At 29.8% G+C, this 16,116-nt stretch carries 19 protein-coding genes; 17 read left to right on the top strand and 2 right to left on the bottom strand.

Annotated elements, in window-relative coordinates; genetic code table 11:
• The first annotated feature begins 87 nt into the window (after positions 1 to 87).
• From mmp3 to mtnA, 8 genes are all read left to right on the top strand, one after another.
• Positions 88 to 1,635 carry a methyl-coenzyme M reductase-associated protein Mmp3 gene (gene mmp3, locus ACI389_RS00265; protein WP_439779562.1) on the top strand — a complete coding sequence of 516 codons (1,548 nt, stop codon included), beginning with the start codon at positions 88 to 90 and terminating at the stop codon, positions 1,633 to 1,635.
• Positions 1,607 to 2,077 carry a methanogenesis marker 6 protein gene (locus ACI389_RS00260; protein ID WP_439779561.1) on the top strand — a complete coding sequence of 157 codons (471 nt, stop codon included), beginning with the start codon at positions 1,607 to 1,609 and terminating at the stop codon, positions 2,075 to 2,077. Before mmp3 ends, ACI389_RS00260 begins: the two co-directional genes overlap by 29 nt.
• A gap of 8 nt (positions 2,078 to 2,085) precedes the next feature.
• The gene (locus ACI389_RS00255) at positions 2,086 to 2,541 is read left to right on the top strand and encodes a methanogenesis marker 5 protein (RefSeq protein WP_439779560.1); all 456 of its coding nucleotides are present in this window, start codon (positions 2,086 to 2,088) and stop codon (positions 2,539 to 2,541) included.
• 2 nt (positions 2,542 to 2,543) lie between these two features.
• Positions 2,544 to 3,785 (top strand): methanogenesis marker 15 protein, encoded by a 1,242-nt coding sequence (locus tag ACI389_RS00250; protein ID WP_439779559.1) that lies wholly within the window; start codon positions 2,544 to 2,546, stop codon positions 3,783 to 3,785.
• An 18-nt stretch (positions 3,786 to 3,803) separates the two neighbouring features.
• Positions 3,804 to 4,364 (top strand): methanogenesis marker 17 protein, encoded by a 561-nt coding sequence (locus ACI389_RS00245; RefSeq protein WP_439779558.1) that lies wholly within the window; start codon positions 3,804 to 3,806, stop codon positions 4,362 to 4,364.
• 66 nt (positions 4,365 to 4,430) lie between these two features.
• Entirely contained in the window at positions 4,431 to 5,297 is an 867-nt protein-coding gene (locus ACI389_RS00240; protein WP_439779557.1) for a radical SAM protein, read from the top strand.
• 114 nt (positions 5,298 to 5,411) lie between these two features.
• Positions 5,412 to 6,332: a manganese-dependent inorganic pyrophosphatase gene (locus ACI389_RS00235; RefSeq protein ID WP_439779556.1), complete on the top strand. Its 921-nt coding sequence runs from the start codon at positions 5,412 to 5,414 to the stop codon at positions 6,330 to 6,332.
• Between the two features lie 92 nt (positions 6,333 to 6,424).
• Positions 6,425 to 7,354: an S-methyl-5-thioribose-1-phosphate isomerase gene (gene mtnA / locus ACI389_RS00230; protein WP_439779555.1), complete on the top strand. Its 930-nt coding sequence runs from the start codon at positions 6,425 to 6,427 to the stop codon at positions 7,352 to 7,354.
• 32 nt (positions 7,355 to 7,386) lie between these two features.
• On the opposite strand, the gene ACI389_RS00225 is transcribed toward mtnA, so the two are convergent.
• The gene (locus ACI389_RS00225) at positions 7,387 to 8,385 is read right to left on the bottom strand and encodes a class I SAM-dependent methyltransferase (protein ID WP_439779554.1); all 999 of its coding nucleotides are present in this window, start codon (positions 8,383 to 8,385) and stop codon (positions 7,387 to 7,389) included.
• A 36-nt stretch (positions 8,386 to 8,421) separates the two neighbouring features.
• Between ACI389_RS00225 and dph5 the strand changes: the two genes are divergently transcribed.
• The 4 genes from dph5 to ACI389_RS00205 all read left to right on the top strand — a co-directional run bounded on the left by dph5 (position 8,422) and on the right by ACI389_RS00205 (position 11,575).
• Entirely contained in the window at positions 8,422 to 9,213 is a 792-nt protein-coding gene (gene dph5 / locus ACI389_RS00220; protein WP_439779553.1) for a diphthine synthase, read from the top strand.
• Positions 9,214 to 10,001: 788 nt separating this feature from the next.
• Entirely contained in the window at positions 10,002 to 10,160 is a 159-nt protein-coding gene (locus tag ACI389_RS00215; RefSeq protein WP_432644837.1) for a hypothetical protein, read from the top strand.
• An 80-nt stretch (positions 10,161 to 10,240) separates the two neighbouring features.
• Positions 10,241 to 11,155 carry a coiled-coil domain-containing protein gene (locus tag ACI389_RS00210; protein ID WP_439779552.1) on the top strand — a complete coding sequence of 305 codons (915 nt, stop codon included), beginning with the start codon at positions 10,241 to 10,243 and terminating at the stop codon, positions 11,153 to 11,155.
• A 3-nt stretch (positions 11,156 to 11,158) separates the two neighbouring features.
• Positions 11,159 to 11,575, top strand: coding sequence for a hypothetical protein (locus ACI389_RS00205; RefSeq protein ID WP_439779551.1), 417 nt, complete (start codon positions 11,159 to 11,161; stop codon positions 11,573 to 11,575).
• On the opposite strand, the gene ACI389_RS00200 is transcribed toward ACI389_RS00205, so the two are convergent.
• The gene (locus ACI389_RS00200) at positions 11,572 to 12,315 is read right to left on the bottom strand and encodes an archaeosine tRNA-ribosyltransferase (protein ID WP_439779550.1); all 744 of its coding nucleotides are present in this window, start codon (positions 12,313 to 12,315) and stop codon (positions 11,572 to 11,574) included. The genes ACI389_RS00205 and ACI389_RS00200 overlap by 4 nt on opposite strands.
• 184 nt (positions 12,316 to 12,499) lie before the next feature.
• Here ACI389_RS00200 and hdrC point away from each other — a divergent pair, with 184 nt between their 5' ends.
• The 5 genes from hdrC to ACI389_RS00175 all read left to right on the top strand — a co-directional run bounded on the left by hdrC (position 12,500) and on the right by ACI389_RS00175 (position 16,023).
• Positions 12,500 to 13,429, top strand: coding sequence for a CoB--CoM heterodisulfide reductase subunit C (gene hdrC / locus ACI389_RS00195; protein WP_439779549.1), 930 nt, complete (start codon positions 12,500 to 12,502; stop codon positions 13,427 to 13,429).
• A 21-nt stretch (positions 13,430 to 13,450) separates the two neighbouring features.
• Positions 13,451 to 14,338 (top strand): CoB--CoM heterodisulfide reductase subunit B, encoded by an 888-nt coding sequence (gene hdrB / locus ACI389_RS00190; RefSeq protein WP_439779548.1) that lies wholly within the window; start codon positions 13,451 to 13,453, stop codon positions 14,336 to 14,338.
• A gap of 192 nt (positions 14,339 to 14,530) precedes the next feature.
• Positions 14,531 to 14,797 carry a DUF749 domain-containing protein gene (locus ACI389_RS00185; RefSeq protein WP_439779547.1) on the top strand — a complete coding sequence of 89 codons (267 nt, stop codon included), beginning with the start codon at positions 14,531 to 14,533 and terminating at the stop codon, positions 14,795 to 14,797.
• On the top strand, positions 14,794 to 15,324 hold the full coding sequence (locus ACI389_RS00180) for a DUF2096 domain-containing protein (RefSeq protein ID WP_439779546.1): 531 nt from the start codon (positions 14,794 to 14,796) through the stop codon (positions 15,322 to 15,324). The genes ACI389_RS00185 and ACI389_RS00180 overlap by 4 nt, the downstream gene beginning before the upstream one ends.
• A 9-nt stretch (positions 15,325 to 15,333) precedes the next feature.
• Entirely contained in the window at positions 15,334 to 16,023 is a 690-nt protein-coding gene (locus ACI389_RS00175; protein WP_439779545.1) for a metallophosphoesterase family protein, read from the top strand.
• The last annotated feature ends 93 nt before the right edge of the window (positions 16,024 to 16,116 follow it).

Below are 16,116 nucleotides of genomic sequence, written 5' to 3'. Positions count from 1 at the left end.
TTATTTTATAAAAACCTAAAATTTCTTTAGTATAATAAAAGGGAATTGAAAAATATGTTGTTTTAAACATTTAGGTTAGGAGATCGTATGTTAATAAAAATTAATGGAGAAGAAATGGATGTAGCAGAGGATTCCACAATTCGAGATGTGATTGAGGAAACTAATGCTCCATATACTCCGGGTTGTATTGTTTGTTTAATTAAGGGTAAAAAGGAACTTGAAAAGAATATTAGTAAGTATAAGCTTAAAACTAATAAAGGTTTCATCGTTATCCAATTAGATGAATCTGATGAGGCTAAACCACTTGTTGATGTTTGGAAAAATCAATATAATGAATTTGTTAATTTAAACATCAGATGGTCTACTACAACTGAAGTAGCTATTGGTCCTATTGTAACTGATTTGGAACCAACATCTGATGAATATAAATATTATGAAGGGGATGTGGTTTTAAGTTTATCTAGTTTTAGTAATGAGTCTACTCATTTAATATTGCTTAAAGATAATACTACTAATGTTTATAGTGTACCTCCATTTAATAAAGGTATTTTTGCTCATGTAGTTGGTGGTAAAAAAACTTTAGATAATTTAACCGATGATGATTCAATAATTGGTATTGAACCAATTATTGAGAGAAGTACAACAACGGATATTGTATCTGTGTCTGATTTAAGTACTGTTTTAGAAGAAGGTAATGAATTATATACTTATATGTCTTTTGATATTGATGAAGAGTCTCCTGTTTGTGTGGAGCATTTATTTTCACTTATTAAAGATGGTAAAATGCAGGTTTCATATGAAAGTGAAACTTTTTTAGGTTTTTATGAATTGGCTAGCCTTAAAAAACCTAAAGAACACATAACTAAAAGAAATAGAGGGACAATCACTGTTAGAAATGAAGGTGTAGGTGTTGGAAAACTTTTCATTTATCGTGAAAATAGAGTTTTATCCCCAAATCACACTACTGTTGGAAAAGTAGTCGAGGGTATGGAGCTTATTGATGTTGCAAAAGAAAATGAATTTATCACAATCAAATCTAAACAAAACAGATTAATGTTGTTAAACAAAAGTCAAGCAGAAGCTAGTGAATTACTGTCTGCTGTTGGTGTTGAGCACATAATTGATGGACTTATTGATGATGATGCAATTATTGTTGAACAAAATCCTCAACATACAATTGATATTCTAAAAAGTGGTAGAGTTATTACTAAAGCTATTAAAAGAGAGGATTTATGCACAATTAATTTTGTTGATAATGCTCCAAGATCTGTAAGGTACTTTAAATTATTATCTGGTCTTTTAGAAAATCCAATTGGTCAACTTAAAATTCATTTTGCAGTACCTGGAATGCATATTGTAATTTTTGAAGGAGATAGAAAAGCAGCTAAAGGTCTAGTCCCCGAGAATAATCCTGTTGGTAAAAATATAAGAGGTCAAATTGGAATTACTAATATGGCTTCAAAAAATGCTGGTTTAATAGGTATTAGGTTTGAAGACAATTCTGATTTTGGACCGACTGCTGAAAATTTTGAAGCAACAAATATAATTGGTGATGTTACTTCTGATTATGATCGTATTGAAAAATTAAAAGAAGGAGTTGTGGTGTATGTTGCCGAATCTAACAATGTGTCCTGATTTAGGTACAGAAGATTGGGATCCAGATGTAATTACTCGTATGATTTTTATTGGGCCTGGTGCTAATGTAAGTGAACAGCAAATTGTTAATGAGTTTCACATGCTTGATTTGCCACTTACTATTAAAAACACTTGTTATGGGGCTATGATTAGTGGAAAAAGTGAAGATGTTTATAAAGCCATTAAAGAAATTAGAAAGCTTGATCCTAATCATATTTTTACAAAAGAAAGAGGATTTGCTCCTGGTGACCCTAGAAGGTGTAGGGGTCATAGGTTTGGTCCAAGGGAAGGTTTCCACCAAATGGAAAAAGAGTATAGAATACTTGGTTTTGTTTCAGAAGCTTTAGAAAATCCTAAAGAAGTTGAAATTGAAGAGAAAAAACCAATTGATGTTGATAAATTTAAAGAAATCATGAATGAATGTTTAGACAAAAAAGAATAGGTGAAATTATGGTTAAAATTGCTATTTATCCTCCAAATTCATTAATATTAGCAGATTTATTAGAAAGAAAAGGTCACACTCCTTTAGTTCTTCAAAAACAAATTAGACAAAAAATTAAAGATCCAGAAATTGATTCTCCACCAATGAATATTACAGAAGAAGATCCACTCGCAGGGCTTAAATACGCAGCTATTGAAGTTCCTTCAGGTGTACGTGGAAGAATGTCCATTATTGGGCCACTTATAGATGAAGCTGAAGCAGCTATTATAGTTGATGGGGCTCCATATGGTTTTGGTTGTATTGGGTGTGCAAGGACTAATGAATTATCAATATTTTTACTTAGAAACAAAGGTATTCCAGTTTTAGAATTAAAATATCCTGATAATCAAGATGAAACTTATGTTATGATGAATGCAATTAATGAATTTGTGGATTCACTTGAAAATAATGATGAGGGGGAATAATAATGGTAAAAATTGCTTTAGTTTCATGTGGAACAGAATATAGTGGAATTCAAAAAGAAATTGAAAAGGCGGCAAATAAATTTGGTGCAGAAATTATTCTTCCCGAAATTGATTTAGATTATATTGATGAATCTTATGTAAAATTTGGATTTTCAGCTCAAAGTTCAAGTTTAAAGTTGATGATTGCAAGAGCAATGGCTATTGTAGAAGGTAGATGTAAACCTGATGCAGTGTTTATTGCAACTTGTTTTAGATGTGCTGAAGGAGCATTAGTAAGAAATGAAGTAAGAAGATTCATACAAAATAATACACGTATTCCAGTAGTTACCTATTCATTTACTGAAAGGACAAAAGCAGATGAATTATTCATCCGTATGGAAGCATTAGCCACTACTGTTACTCGTAGGAATATTCTCGCTCGTGAAAAACAAGAAGGTCTTACTCTTGGTTTGGATTCAGGTTCAACAACTACAAAAGCAGTACTCATGGAAAACAATAAAGTTATTGGGACTGGTTGGACATCTACTAAAGATATCATTGAATCTGCGAATATTGCAGCTGCTGAAGCATTTGAAGGTACAGGTTATACTTTTGATGATATTGATGGTCTTGGAACTACTGGTTATGGTAGATTCACAATGGGTGAAAAGTTCAAAGCTGAACTTGTCCAAGAAGAATTATCTGTTAATGCTAAAGGTGCAGTATACTTAGCAGATTGTCAAAAAGGAGAAGCTACTGTATTGGATATAGGTGGTATGGATAACAAAGTAATTACAGTAAACAATGGTATTCCTGATAACTTTACTATGGGTGGTATTTGTGCAGGAGCATCTGGAAGGTTCTTAGATATGACTTCTCGTAGATTAGACGTGGACATCACTGAATTAGGTCCTCTTGCAGTGCAAGGTAATTGGAAAAATGCTATGTTAAATTCATATTGTATCGTATTCGGTATTCAGGACCTTGTTACTACATTAGCAGCTGGTGGTTCTAAAGCTGATGTTGCAGCCGCATCATGTCACTCTGTAGCAGAGCAAGTTTATGAACAACAACTTCAAGAAATTGATATTCGTGAACCTTTAATCCAAGTAGGAGGAACAAGTTTAATTTCAGGTCTTGTTGAAGCAGTAAGTGAAACTTTAGGAGGAATTGATGTTATTGTACCTGAATATTCTCAACATATTGGTGCTGTAGGTTGTGCACTTTTAGTATCTGGTATGGGACACAGACAAGATAATAGATAAATATAAGGGGTTGATTTGATGTTAGTTGAGTGTTATGATGAAAAGGGTGCAGAAGTTTATGAAATCATCATTAAACAAATTTTTCAAGATTTAGTTCTTGGTTCTTCTGTTGATGATTTAAAGGCTTATGTAAATCCTGATGACCCTGTATTTATTTTAGCTATTAAAATGAGAAAAACTTCTAATGTTATCAAGTTTGATGATGTTGCTAATTTAATATATAATAAACAAAAGGATGTTACAACAATTTTGATTGATAATGAAAATTATCTTCCAAATATCCTTAAAGAATTATGGAAAAGATTTTCAAGAGATGAAATTTATCAGCCAAATAGATATCAACTTGAAATTAGTGGAGACAACACTGATTTAAAAGATATGGTTGTGGATGATCCTCATTCTAATTTACAAAGACGTATTTATGATGCAGTATTTAGAATATTGCCTGAAGGATTTAAAATCATTAAAGATTTATCTACTGGGAATATTATAACTGTTGTGGCTACTGATGAGTTAATTAAAGATGCGTGGATTGAAAGAGCACATGAATATATTGATGAGTTAAACAAAGGCATTTAGAAAAATATATATTTGTTCGTAACAATACAAAATAACAAAAGTTATATTATAAGGAGTAGTGGTATTATGAATGAACATAATGGTTCAAGATTTGCACATATTACAAGAGCACATCCATGTTTCAATGAAAAAATGCATGATAAAGTTGGAAGAGCACATGTACCCGTTGCACCAAAATGTAATATCTTTTGTAATTTCTGTACAAGAGATATTAATAATGAAGAAGATAGGCCAGGTGTAACAAGTTGTATTATGAAACCTGATGATGCAATCACTCATATTAATGATGTTACTGCAGATGGTCCAATTGCAGTTGTAGGGGTTGCTGGACCTGGAGATTCACTTGCTAATGAAGAAACATTTGAATTTTTTGAAAAATTAGTAAAAGAACAACCTGATTTAATCAAATGTATGAGTACAAATGGACTTTTACTTCCAAAGTATGTTGATAAACTCGTAGAACTTGGAGTAAATTCTGTTACTGTTACCATAAATGCAATTAATCCAGATGTTGCTATGGAAATTTATTCATTTATTAAATATGAAGGAAAAGTCTACAAAGGTCGTGAAGCTGTTGAAATTCTAATTAAAAATCAATTAGAAGGGGTTGAAAAAGCAGCTGCTAAGGGTTTAGTAGTTAAAGTTAATTCTGTTTTGATTCCTGGGGTAAATGATGAACATATTGTTGAAATTGCTCGTGAAGTTGAAAAACGTGGTGCAGCTTTAATGAATGTTTTACCTTTAATTCCATTAGGAAAAATGAAACATTTAACCAGACCCGACTGTTCTATGATGGAAAAAGTTAGAGAAGAAGTTGAAGAAATTATACCTGTATTTAGAGCATGTACTCAATGTAGAGCAGATGCTTATGGAATTCCAGGTAATAAAAAAGAAGATCATCATTTAGGAATGACTCCACAAAGTCATTACTAAATACTTTTTTTTATTTCATTATTTTTTTTAAATTCATCTATAATATTAAATATGGATGAAACAGATAGTATTAATTGATATACTTTTTATTTATTTTAATTGAGGAAAGATAATATGGTTAAAATTTATGTTTTTGGACATAAAAGTCCAGATAGTGATTCAATTACTTCAAGTTTAGTAATGGCTAACCTAGAAAAAGAATTAGGTAATGTTGAAGCTCAAGCTTATAGATTAGGCAATATTAATAAAGAAACTGAATTTATTTTAGATTATATTGGTATTGATGCACCTGAACTTTTAGAAAGTGTTGAAGATGGAGCTAATGTAATTTTAGTAGATCATAATTCTCCATCAGAATCTGTTGATAATTTAGAAAATGCAAACATTTTAAAAGTTGTTGATCATCATAAATTAGCTTTAAATACTTCTTATCCTTTATTTTTAAGATTTGAACCTCTTGGATGTACTGAAACTATTTTATGTAAGTTATATGAAGAAAATAATGTTGAAATTACAAAAGAAATGGCAACTTTAATGTTATCTGCTATTATTTCCGATACTTTACTTTTAAAATCTCCAACTACAACTGAAGATGATAAAAAAGCTGTTGAGAAACTTTCTAAAATTGCAGGAATTGATGCAGAAGAATATGGTTTAGAAATGCTTAAAGCAGGTACAGACTTAAGTAGTTTTTCAATTGAAGAAATTTTAGCATTAGATGCAAAGCAAATTGATTTTAAAGATGTAAAATCTATTGTTAACCAAGTAAATACTGCTAGTATCCCTGATGTTTTAGAAATGAAAGAAGAATTAGAAGCAGGTATAAATAAAATTATAGAAGAAGAAAACTTAGATTTATTCATGCTTTTAATAACTGATATTGTAAACAGCAATTCACAAGTTATTGCTCTTGGAAAAAATGCAGATCTTGTTGAAAAAGCATATGGTGTTAAATTAGAAGACAATATGGTTTTACTTGAAGGTGTAGTTTCACGTAAAAAACAAGTTGTACCAATAATGACTGAAAATGCTTGATTTAAGTTTTTATAATAATCTATTTTGGATTAAAAGAAGCATAATATATAATGTTTTCTTTTAATGATATTTTTTTAAAATTAGGTGTTAATATGAAAACACTAGAATGGGAAGATAATAAATTAAAACTCATTGATCAAACAAAACTCCCTGATGAATTGACTTATGTTTATTGTAATAATTATCAGGATGTTATTGTAGCAATTAAAGATATGATTGTTCGTGGAGCTCCAGCTATTGGAGTATCAGCTGCTTTTGGAATGGCTCTTGCTGATATTGAGGGTGCTGATTTAAATAAAGCAGCTCTTGAAATCAAAGCCGCAAGGCCAACTGCTGTAAACTTGTTTTGGGCAGTAGATAGGGTCTTAAATAGTGAAGATGCACTAACAGAAGCATTAAAAATGTATGAAGAGGACATGGCAACAAATAGGGCAATTGGAAAATTTGGTGCTGAAGTTATTGATGATGGAGACACTGTTTTAACTCATTGTAATGCTGGTGCTCTTGCATGTGTTGATTATGGAACTGCACTTGGAGTATTTAGGGCTGCACATGAACAAGGTAAAAATATTAATGTAATATGTGATGAAACTCGTCCTCGTGGACAAGGAGCAAGTTTAAGCGTATGGGAAATGCAACAAGAAAACATTCCAGTTAAATTAATTCCAGATGTTGCATCAGGATTTTTAATGTCACAAGGAAAAATAGATAAAGTGGTTATTGGTGCAGATAGAATAGCACGTGGAGGTGTTGTGAATAAAGTAGGATCATTTATGGTGGCTCTTGCTGCTAAACATCATAACATACCATTTTATGTAGCAGCTCCATATTCTACTTTTGATAATGAAATTTCAATTTTTGACACTGTTATTGAAGAAAGAAATGGTGATGAAGTCAGATATTATGGTGGGGCAAGAATTTGTCCTGAATGTACTGAAGTAATTAATCCTGCATTTGATATAACTCCAAAAGAATTAATTACTGGTATTATCACTGAAAAAGGAATTATTGATCCAATTTAAGCAATAATCCTAATACTATTTTTTTAATTTATTCAAATTATTTTTCCATCAATAGATACATGCCATTCTCCAGGTGATGTGGATTTAACTTTGCGACAATTAATTATTTCCACTTCTTTTCCAGCTGCATTACAGGTATCAGTCAATCGTTTTATTCCTTGTTCATATGAATCAGAAAATTCATAATAATTGATTATTCCATTGTCTTCAATTAAATCAACTGCAACATCAAGAAAAGTATATGCAAGACCTGGTAAGTTCATGATTATTCTGTCAAACTTGGAGTTAAAGCTGTCTTTGACTTGTCTCACATCACTGCAACAAGTTTTGATATTGCCTTTTAATTTATTTAATCGGATATTTTCATCTAAATATTTAATTGCAGATTCATTAATATCAACAGCAGTAATATCTACATGTTTATTGCGCGCTATTACAATAGGAAATGGCCCAATTCCACAAAACATGTCTAATATTTTTTCACCATCACTAACACTTTGCATTACTCGTTTTCTCTCAGTTGCAAGTCTTGGTGAGAAATAAACTTTGCGAACATCTAATTTTAGTCTAGCACCATGCTCTTTGTGGATTGTAACTGAATCATCTACTCCAGATAAAAATTCTAAATCGCGAACACGTGTTGTTCCTTTAATTGCACTTCTTTTCATGTAAATTGATTTTCTTTTTGTAAATTTAAGTGCAGCATCCCCAATGATTTGTTTTTTGTCTTGTAAATTTTCAGGAATTTCTAAAATTACAATGTCTCCTATTGTATCAAAAGAAGTTCTTAAATTCTCAATTTCTTCGGAAGTTAATTCATCTTTCAGTAATTCAGCAAAATTGTGTGGAACTTTTTTCATTGGTTCTAATTCAATATCAATGATTTCATAATTATTAATATTTTCATTTATTGGAATATATCCAAATTCACTATCTGCTTTTATTCTATATTCCATATTCATTAATCCATTTTCCATTAATTTTATACGAGTATCATTTAATTGTCTTAATGGAACTTTTACACATTTCATAAAGTATTTTTATGTTTAAATTATTATATAATATATATGTTTTATTTAGTGGGTTTAGGATTATTTGATGAAAAAGATATATCTCTAAAAGGATTAGAATGTTTGAGAAATGTTGATAAAATTTATGCTGAGTTTTTTACTTCTAGATTATTTGGTTCAAGCTTTGAGGCAATAGAGGATTTGGTTGGCCAAAAAATTGAGGTTTTAGTTAGAGGAGAAGTTGAAGAGGAAAGTAAATTCATAGAAGAAGCTAAAACAAAAAATGTTGCTTTAATTACTGGGGGAGATCCTTTAATTGCAACTACTCATAGTGATTTTTTAGTCCAATGTTCTAAAAAAGGAATTGATTATGAGGTGATTCATGGTTCTTCTATTTTATCTTCAGCACCAGCTATTTCTGGTCTTCAAGGTTATAAGTTTGGTAAAGTAACAACAATTCCTTTCCCTGATTATAATTTTTATCCGAAATCTCCTTATGAGGCTATTGAGGAGAATTTAAAGATGGATTTGCATACATTGGTTTTGCTTGATATTCAAGCTCATAATGACCGTTACATGACTATTAACCAGGGTTTGGAATATTTGATGAATATTCATGATACTTTGGATTATGATGGGTTGGTTGATGAAAATACATTGGCTATGGGTATTGCACGTGTTGGATCAAAAGATGTGTGTGTTAAGGCCGGAACAATCAAAGAACTGATTGATTTTGATTTTGGAGGTCCTCTTCATTGTATTGTAATACCATCAAAACTTCACATTGTTGAGGCAGAATATCTTGTTGAAATTGCAGGAGCAAGCCCTAAAATTCTTGAAGATATTTAATTTTTAAAAATAGGAGATTGGGAGTAGTACTGTTTTTCCTACTCCTTTTTTAGATTTTATTTATTGGCATTTTCACTAATAAAAGAGATTGACTGATGTTCAAATTGATATGAATATTACATCATATCGATTATTATTTTTGTTTTACAATTATTTAAATCTTTTTATTTTATATAGTGATGTTTGCCAAAAATGTATTTTTGTTAATTTTAAAAAAAACAGGGGGGAGGGGAAGTAGTATTCATTTCTACTTCCCTAATGAAATATATTCTAACATTTTGGAGATTGTAAAATGATTGATGTTTTTTCATTATCTGACATGAAATTTAATTCATATCGTATAATACTTATATTTTAATGTTATTTAAATATTGTTATTTGATTTTGGGGTGCTATGATTTTTATATTAAAACATTGTGTTTATTATATATAAGATATGTATTTTATTGTAATAAAATATGTAAATAACTTCTAAAAAAGTGTAGGTGTAGTTTATGGTTTTTTGTGTAGATTGTGTTTAGAATTAGGTGAAGATGATAAATCATTTTTACTATCCGTTTTGTGGTGAAGAAATTGGTGAACAATTTTGTGTTTAATGTAGTGCAGGCCCACAAGCTACTAGTGGAGGGAACAATTGAAGAGCAACATTATTAGTGTTTAATGTTAATAATAGTAAATCAAATGATTTGTTATTTAATCATTGATCATATCAGTATTAAAATTAATATATCAAACTGCTTTAATATAAGACTAAAACATTTATTAACTTGTATACACTATCTATTTTCATGACTCGAAACAGGCGTGTTACAATCAGCATCAATAATGACATTGACTTGGATTTTCGCAAAATTGCCTCCAGTAAGATGTTATTTAAAACTGGATGGTATTCAAAAGCTATCGAAGAAGCAATGTTATTATGGATTGAAAAAGAAAAGGTCAACTAATTTTTTCTTTTTTTCTTTTTTTAAGCATTAACTATTTAAATTAAACTAATCTATTTATTATTATAGAGTGGGTGTCATTAATGGATAATGAGGAATTTAGAACTGTTAGAGTTTATACTAAAAAATATACTAGTAAAGATAAAGATGGAAACCCTGTTGAAAAAGAATCCCAGCAAAAACAAGTGAGTCTTAAAAAAGAAGATCCTTTTGAAGATAATGATTTAGTAAAAGTATTAGCACAAAGTGAATATGAATCATTACTTGATAATCAATTTTCTGATTCAAAACTCGATGAATTTTATCATAGGATTGAAGCAAAAGATGCTGAAATTGAAAATTTGAATAATCAAATTCAAACTCTTAAGGAGTCTTTTTTTGATGATGTTGATTCTCTTAAAGAACAATTATCATATAAAGATGAACTTTTAATGGCAAAAGATGAAATTCATGAGTTAAATAAAAAGATTACTAGGATTGATGATGAAAGAGTAGCTATTTTTAAAGAATTGGATTATAAAAATAAAATGATTTTGGCTTATAATGTTGAGTTAAATAAATCTATTTTAAATGCTATTAATGTTGTTATTGATGAGGCAAGAGATAATATCAATAGAAGAAATGCTCAGCTTGTTGAAGACTTAGAAAAATCTATTGAAAAGTCTAAACATGATGTGAATGAGAAGAATAAAGCTATAGCATATGAAATAAAAAGTACTGTTGAGGATATGAACGAGCAAATTAGAAACACTAGTACTTTTAAAATGATATTAAACAAAAAAAGGATTAATTTAAAGGTTTCTACAGATGATTTACTCAAACCATTTGATTTTGACTTTGATGTTGAACAATTGCTTTCAGGACAGGTTTTAGAACTTGATGCTGCTGAGATTTTAAAAGAAGTAATGCCTAAACTCCCAGAACCATTTTCCAAATATATTGATACTATTGAAGAAGAGCCGGAAACCATTGAAGTTTCATCAAAAAAAGAGGAATAATTCATGAGAACATTTAACACAGGTAAAATTACTTTTGAATATCCAGATAGCTGGGAAGTTGAAAAAGCAGATATATTATCTAATCCAGATTGTATTGCAACATTATCTAAAGGAGAGAATAATTTATTTAATGCAGTAGTATTTCCAACTGCCACAAATCTTGATGATTATAAAATTTTTATGGAAGATGTAATCTCTGATGATGGTGGGGTTATTATATCTTCTGATTTTATTCAGATTGCAGGTAAAGATGCTATTAAAGTTCATGCAAATATGGATACTCCTGAAATTAATTTTGACATTTATACTTACGTTTTTATTGAAAAAAAGGAGATTTATATTTTTGAACTAAGGACACTTGATATTTCTGGTGAGTCAGAGCGTGAGTTCAAAAACATTATTTCTTCATTAAAATTTTAGAATATTTGTGTATATTCTAATAGATAATCCATGTAATTTTTATCAAGTATTTTTAAAGTTGAGATGTTTTGTGGGGTTGTGCCTGAGCGTTCTTCTACAAGATTTCTTAAAGATCTATTTTTCATGTGTGCATGGATTTCTTTTATTACAAATTCCATATTTTCTAAATTCTTTTTTTCTAAATCTTTTTGTGAAATATTTTCATAAATGGGGTAACTATTTAAGTCATATGATTTAGTTGGAGTTTGTAGGACCTTTAGGTAACTATAGTAATTTGCAGAGTCTGCAAGAAATCCATCAATCCCCATGTATGTCAAAATGGGCATAAATGATAATTCTGTAAATGGAAATATAAAATAACTTGTTTTTCTTGCTTCTTTTTTAAGGGATATGATGAGATCAACAAGTTCCCTTGGATTAGTTAGTAATGCATCACCATTAGCTATTATAAATCCATTATACCCAATTTCTTCTAGTTTTTTTAGACATTCAATTCTTAAATCAATATATTTTGAACCTTGAATTACTACAATATCACAATCATCAACATTTTCTTGTGCAAGTTTTAATGTTTCTTTTACATTAAATTCTGCAATTTCACGGTCTATATTATGTGCAGATCCTTGGTTAGGTGCTATTTTCAATTCATCTTTAAAAAATATTTTTGGTGTAATATTGTCGTCAACTTTTCCGACTCTTCCAGGTCCATCATGTGATTTAATTTCGAATCTTTTTATCATTTATTTCTTTCCTATTTACTTTTTATTTTATTATTGTATCTTTAGGTTTATAAAAATTTTTCATTAGTTGTAATCTTTTAGATTACACTATCAAAAAATTTAGTAACCTTTATATATTCTTTTTTAAAGAATATAATTAAGGATTTGAGGAAATACTCCAATGATTATCCGAGGTGTGTTTTTAATGTCTATAATAAATCGTCTTAAATCCTTATTTAAAGGAAACATAGATAATGAAGAAACAGACATCAATAATGATGTATCAAACACATCTAATGATGTCAAAGTTACATCTTCACAAATGAAAGATACTGTCTCCTCCGAAATGGAAGACAGTAAAAAAGATTTAACTTTCAAAAAAGACATCGAAATTGTAGAAGATTCATCTGAAGAAATTGTGGAAGAAGTTGAAACTAGTGAAGGAACAACTGAAGAAGAAACAGAAGTTGTTGTTGAGGAAGTTGAAACTATTGAAGATGAAGAAGAAACAACTGACGAAGATGTTGTTGAGGAAGTTGAAGAAAATTCAAATGATAAAGATAAAAAGAGAGATACTATGACTTTATTAACTGATAAAGAATTGTTAAATGATAGTAATCGTGATCCAGATTTCACTGCTGAATTCATTGATTCTGGAATTGAAACTGTAAAACACTGTTTCCAATGTGGTACCTGTAGTGGTAGTTGCCCATCTGGAAGAAGAACCCCTTATAAAGTAAGACAAATTGTCAGAAAATGTTTATTAGGTTTAAAAGAAGAAGTTATTTCTGATGACGCTTTATGGATGTGTACTACTTGTTACACTTGCCAAGAAAGATGTTTAAGAAGTGTTAAAATTGTAGAAATTATCAAAAAAGCACGTAACATCGCTGCACATGCAGGATACATGGCTAAAGCTCACAAAATGACTGGTGTATTTGTATTAAATACTGGTCACGCAGTACCTATTAATGATAATGTAAAAGCTTTAAGAGCAAAAATTGGTCTTTCTGAAGTACCACCTACAACTCATGCTTATCCTGAAGCATTAGCTGAAGTACAAAAATTATGTAAAATTACCGCTTTCGATGAATTAATTGGTTTCGATGAAGCAACCGGCGGATTAAAAGAATAGATTTATGAGGAGAGTTATAATATGGAAATTGCATACTTCTTAGGTTGTATTATGAACAACCGTTATCCTGGTGTTGAAAAAGCTACCAGAAAATTATTTGAAGCATTAGATATTGAATTAAAAGATATGGAAGGAGCTTCTTGTTGTCCTGCTCCTGGTGTATTCGGTTCTTTTGATGAAGAAACTTGGGCTACTATCGCAGCTCGTAACTTAACTCTTGCTGAAGATATGGGTGCAGACATTATGACCGAATGTAATGGTTGTTTCGGTTCATTATTTGAATGTAATCATATATTACAGGAAGATGAAGCTAAAAAAGCTAAAATTAATGAAAACTTAGCTGAAATTGGAAGAGAATTCAAAGGAACTATTAATGTAAAACACTTCGCTCAAATTTTAAGAGACGATGTTGGATTTGAAAAATTAGCTTCTCTCATTGAAAAACCTTTAGATTTAAATGTTGCTGTTCATTATGGATGTCACTTCTTAAAACCTACTGCTACTATTGGTATTGAAGACCAAGCTGAAAACCCATCTATTTTAGATGATCTTGTTGAAATTACTGGTGCTAAATCTGTAGACTACAAAGACAAAATGATGTGTTGTGGTGCAGGTGGAGGTTTAAGAGCTAGAGATATTGATGTAACTACAAGCTTCACTAAAGAAAAACTCGACAATATGTCTGCAGCTGGTGTAGATGCAATTGTTAACGTATGTCCTTTCTGTCACATGCAATTTGACCAAGGTCAAGTTGAAGTAAATGAAAAATACGGGACTGACTTTGCTATTCCTGTATTCCACTTAGCTCAATTATATGGATTAGCTATGGGATTATCAGCTGATGAATTAACCTTTGATGCTCAAAAAATTGATGCAACTCCTGCTATCAAAAAAGCATTAGGTGAATAAATTTAAGGATTTTTAATCCTTTTATTTTATTTTTTTTAGACATTAAAAACACATTTTGGATGTTATTATCAGTTTTGATAATCTTTTTTTTATTTTATTTTTTTGTTTGTATTTTTGCGAATAATTCGTAAGTATATTTATATATTAGTATATAGAAATGAATAAATGTTATATAAAATAAGAGGTGAAATTATGTTTGTAGCAACATTAGATGGAATATTCAAATATTCTGACCTTCCAGAAGAATATGAACCTTATGTTCAATTTAAAGCAACTATCGATAAAAGAGAACTTAAACCTAGTGATGAAATGGCTATTTTAAATATTGCTGGTACTTCTACTCATCATGTTTTATTTTTAGATGCTTATTCAAATATTTCAGAAATTGAAGCTGAATTAAAGGAAGCAGATGCTAAAATTAATCATACTACTCTAAAAATTATAGGTGGACATTTATGAGTTTACCATCTGAACAAAATTGGTTAGTTCTTCAACATCTTATAATAGATTTAACAAAAAAAGGTTATGAAATACCTAAAGGAATTAACCCTGGGATGGGATTAATTAGATCTTCAATTAGTTCATATAAAAGAGATCCTTCCCATCCTGAATTGATCAATGGTTTAGCTAAAGCGGAAATGACTTTAAATAAGATTCAAGGAACTCTTTTAAGTATTGCTGAAGAAGAAAATGATGAGGAATATGTTGATTATTGGCTTGATTTATTAAAAAGAGCTATGAAAGGTGAAAAAGTATTTGAATTTGCTAAATCTAGGTCAAAATTCTTAGTAAATACTCCTCCTGGTTTAACTACTGGTAGAGTCAATTTAAAAGTTCCTTTAGCAGAAGAAAGAGTTCAAGAAATTGCAGAATGGAATGGTTTAATCATTGAATTTGATGATGATGTAACTATTCAATTACATGGAGATCAAGAAGACCTCAAAGCTGGTTTAAAAGAAGTAGGATATTTCTTTTTAAATGATTAGGTGAGTTTAATGACAAAAATTTTAGCAATAAGTGATATTCACGGCGAAGAAAATGAAAATTTATATACTTATTTAAGTAATAATGATATTGATTTAGTTTTAATTCTTGGAGATATTACTGATTTTGGTCCTTTAGATTTTGTAGAAACATTTATTAATAAAATATATGAGTATGATGTTGATGTAATTGCTATTCCAGGTAATTGTGATCCAAATGGAATATGTAATTCTATTAATAATGTAGCATTTTGTCTTCACAATAATATTGTTGCATATGGTGATGCAATATTATTTGGTTATGGAGGTTCTAACCCAACTCCATTTGACACTCCTGGTGAGACAGATGATGATCATATTTATAGATCAGTTTATGATTTATTAGCAAATTATGATTATGTATACAATTCTGAAGTTCCTAAGATTAAAATTTTAGCTACTCATGCACCACCATTTAATACTGAAGCTGACAGAGTTGCTAATGGTGAACATGTTGGTAGTTCTGGAATTTTAAAATCTATTCATGAATTTGAACCTGAAATCAATCTTTGTGGTCATATACATGAAGCTAAATCACTTAGTAAAATTGGAACAATTACTGATGTAGCAAATCCAGGTATGCTTAAAGATAATGGGGCTGTCTTAATTGATATTAAAGATGGTTCAAATTATGACATAAGTATTATTTCTTTAGATGAATAATTTACTTATTCTCTCTTTTTTTATTTTTTACATGTTTTTATGTAGTTACTGTAATTTCATTTTTTTCTTAGAAATTCAAATAAAAACTTTTAT

Origin of the sequence: Methanobrevibacter sp., assembly GCF_051877095.1 — an archaeon.
Classification (GTDB): Archaea; Methanobacteriota; Methanobacteria; order Methanobacteriales; family Methanobacteriaceae; genus Methanocatella.
This window is presented reverse-complemented; position numbering and strand designations above follow the sequence as displayed.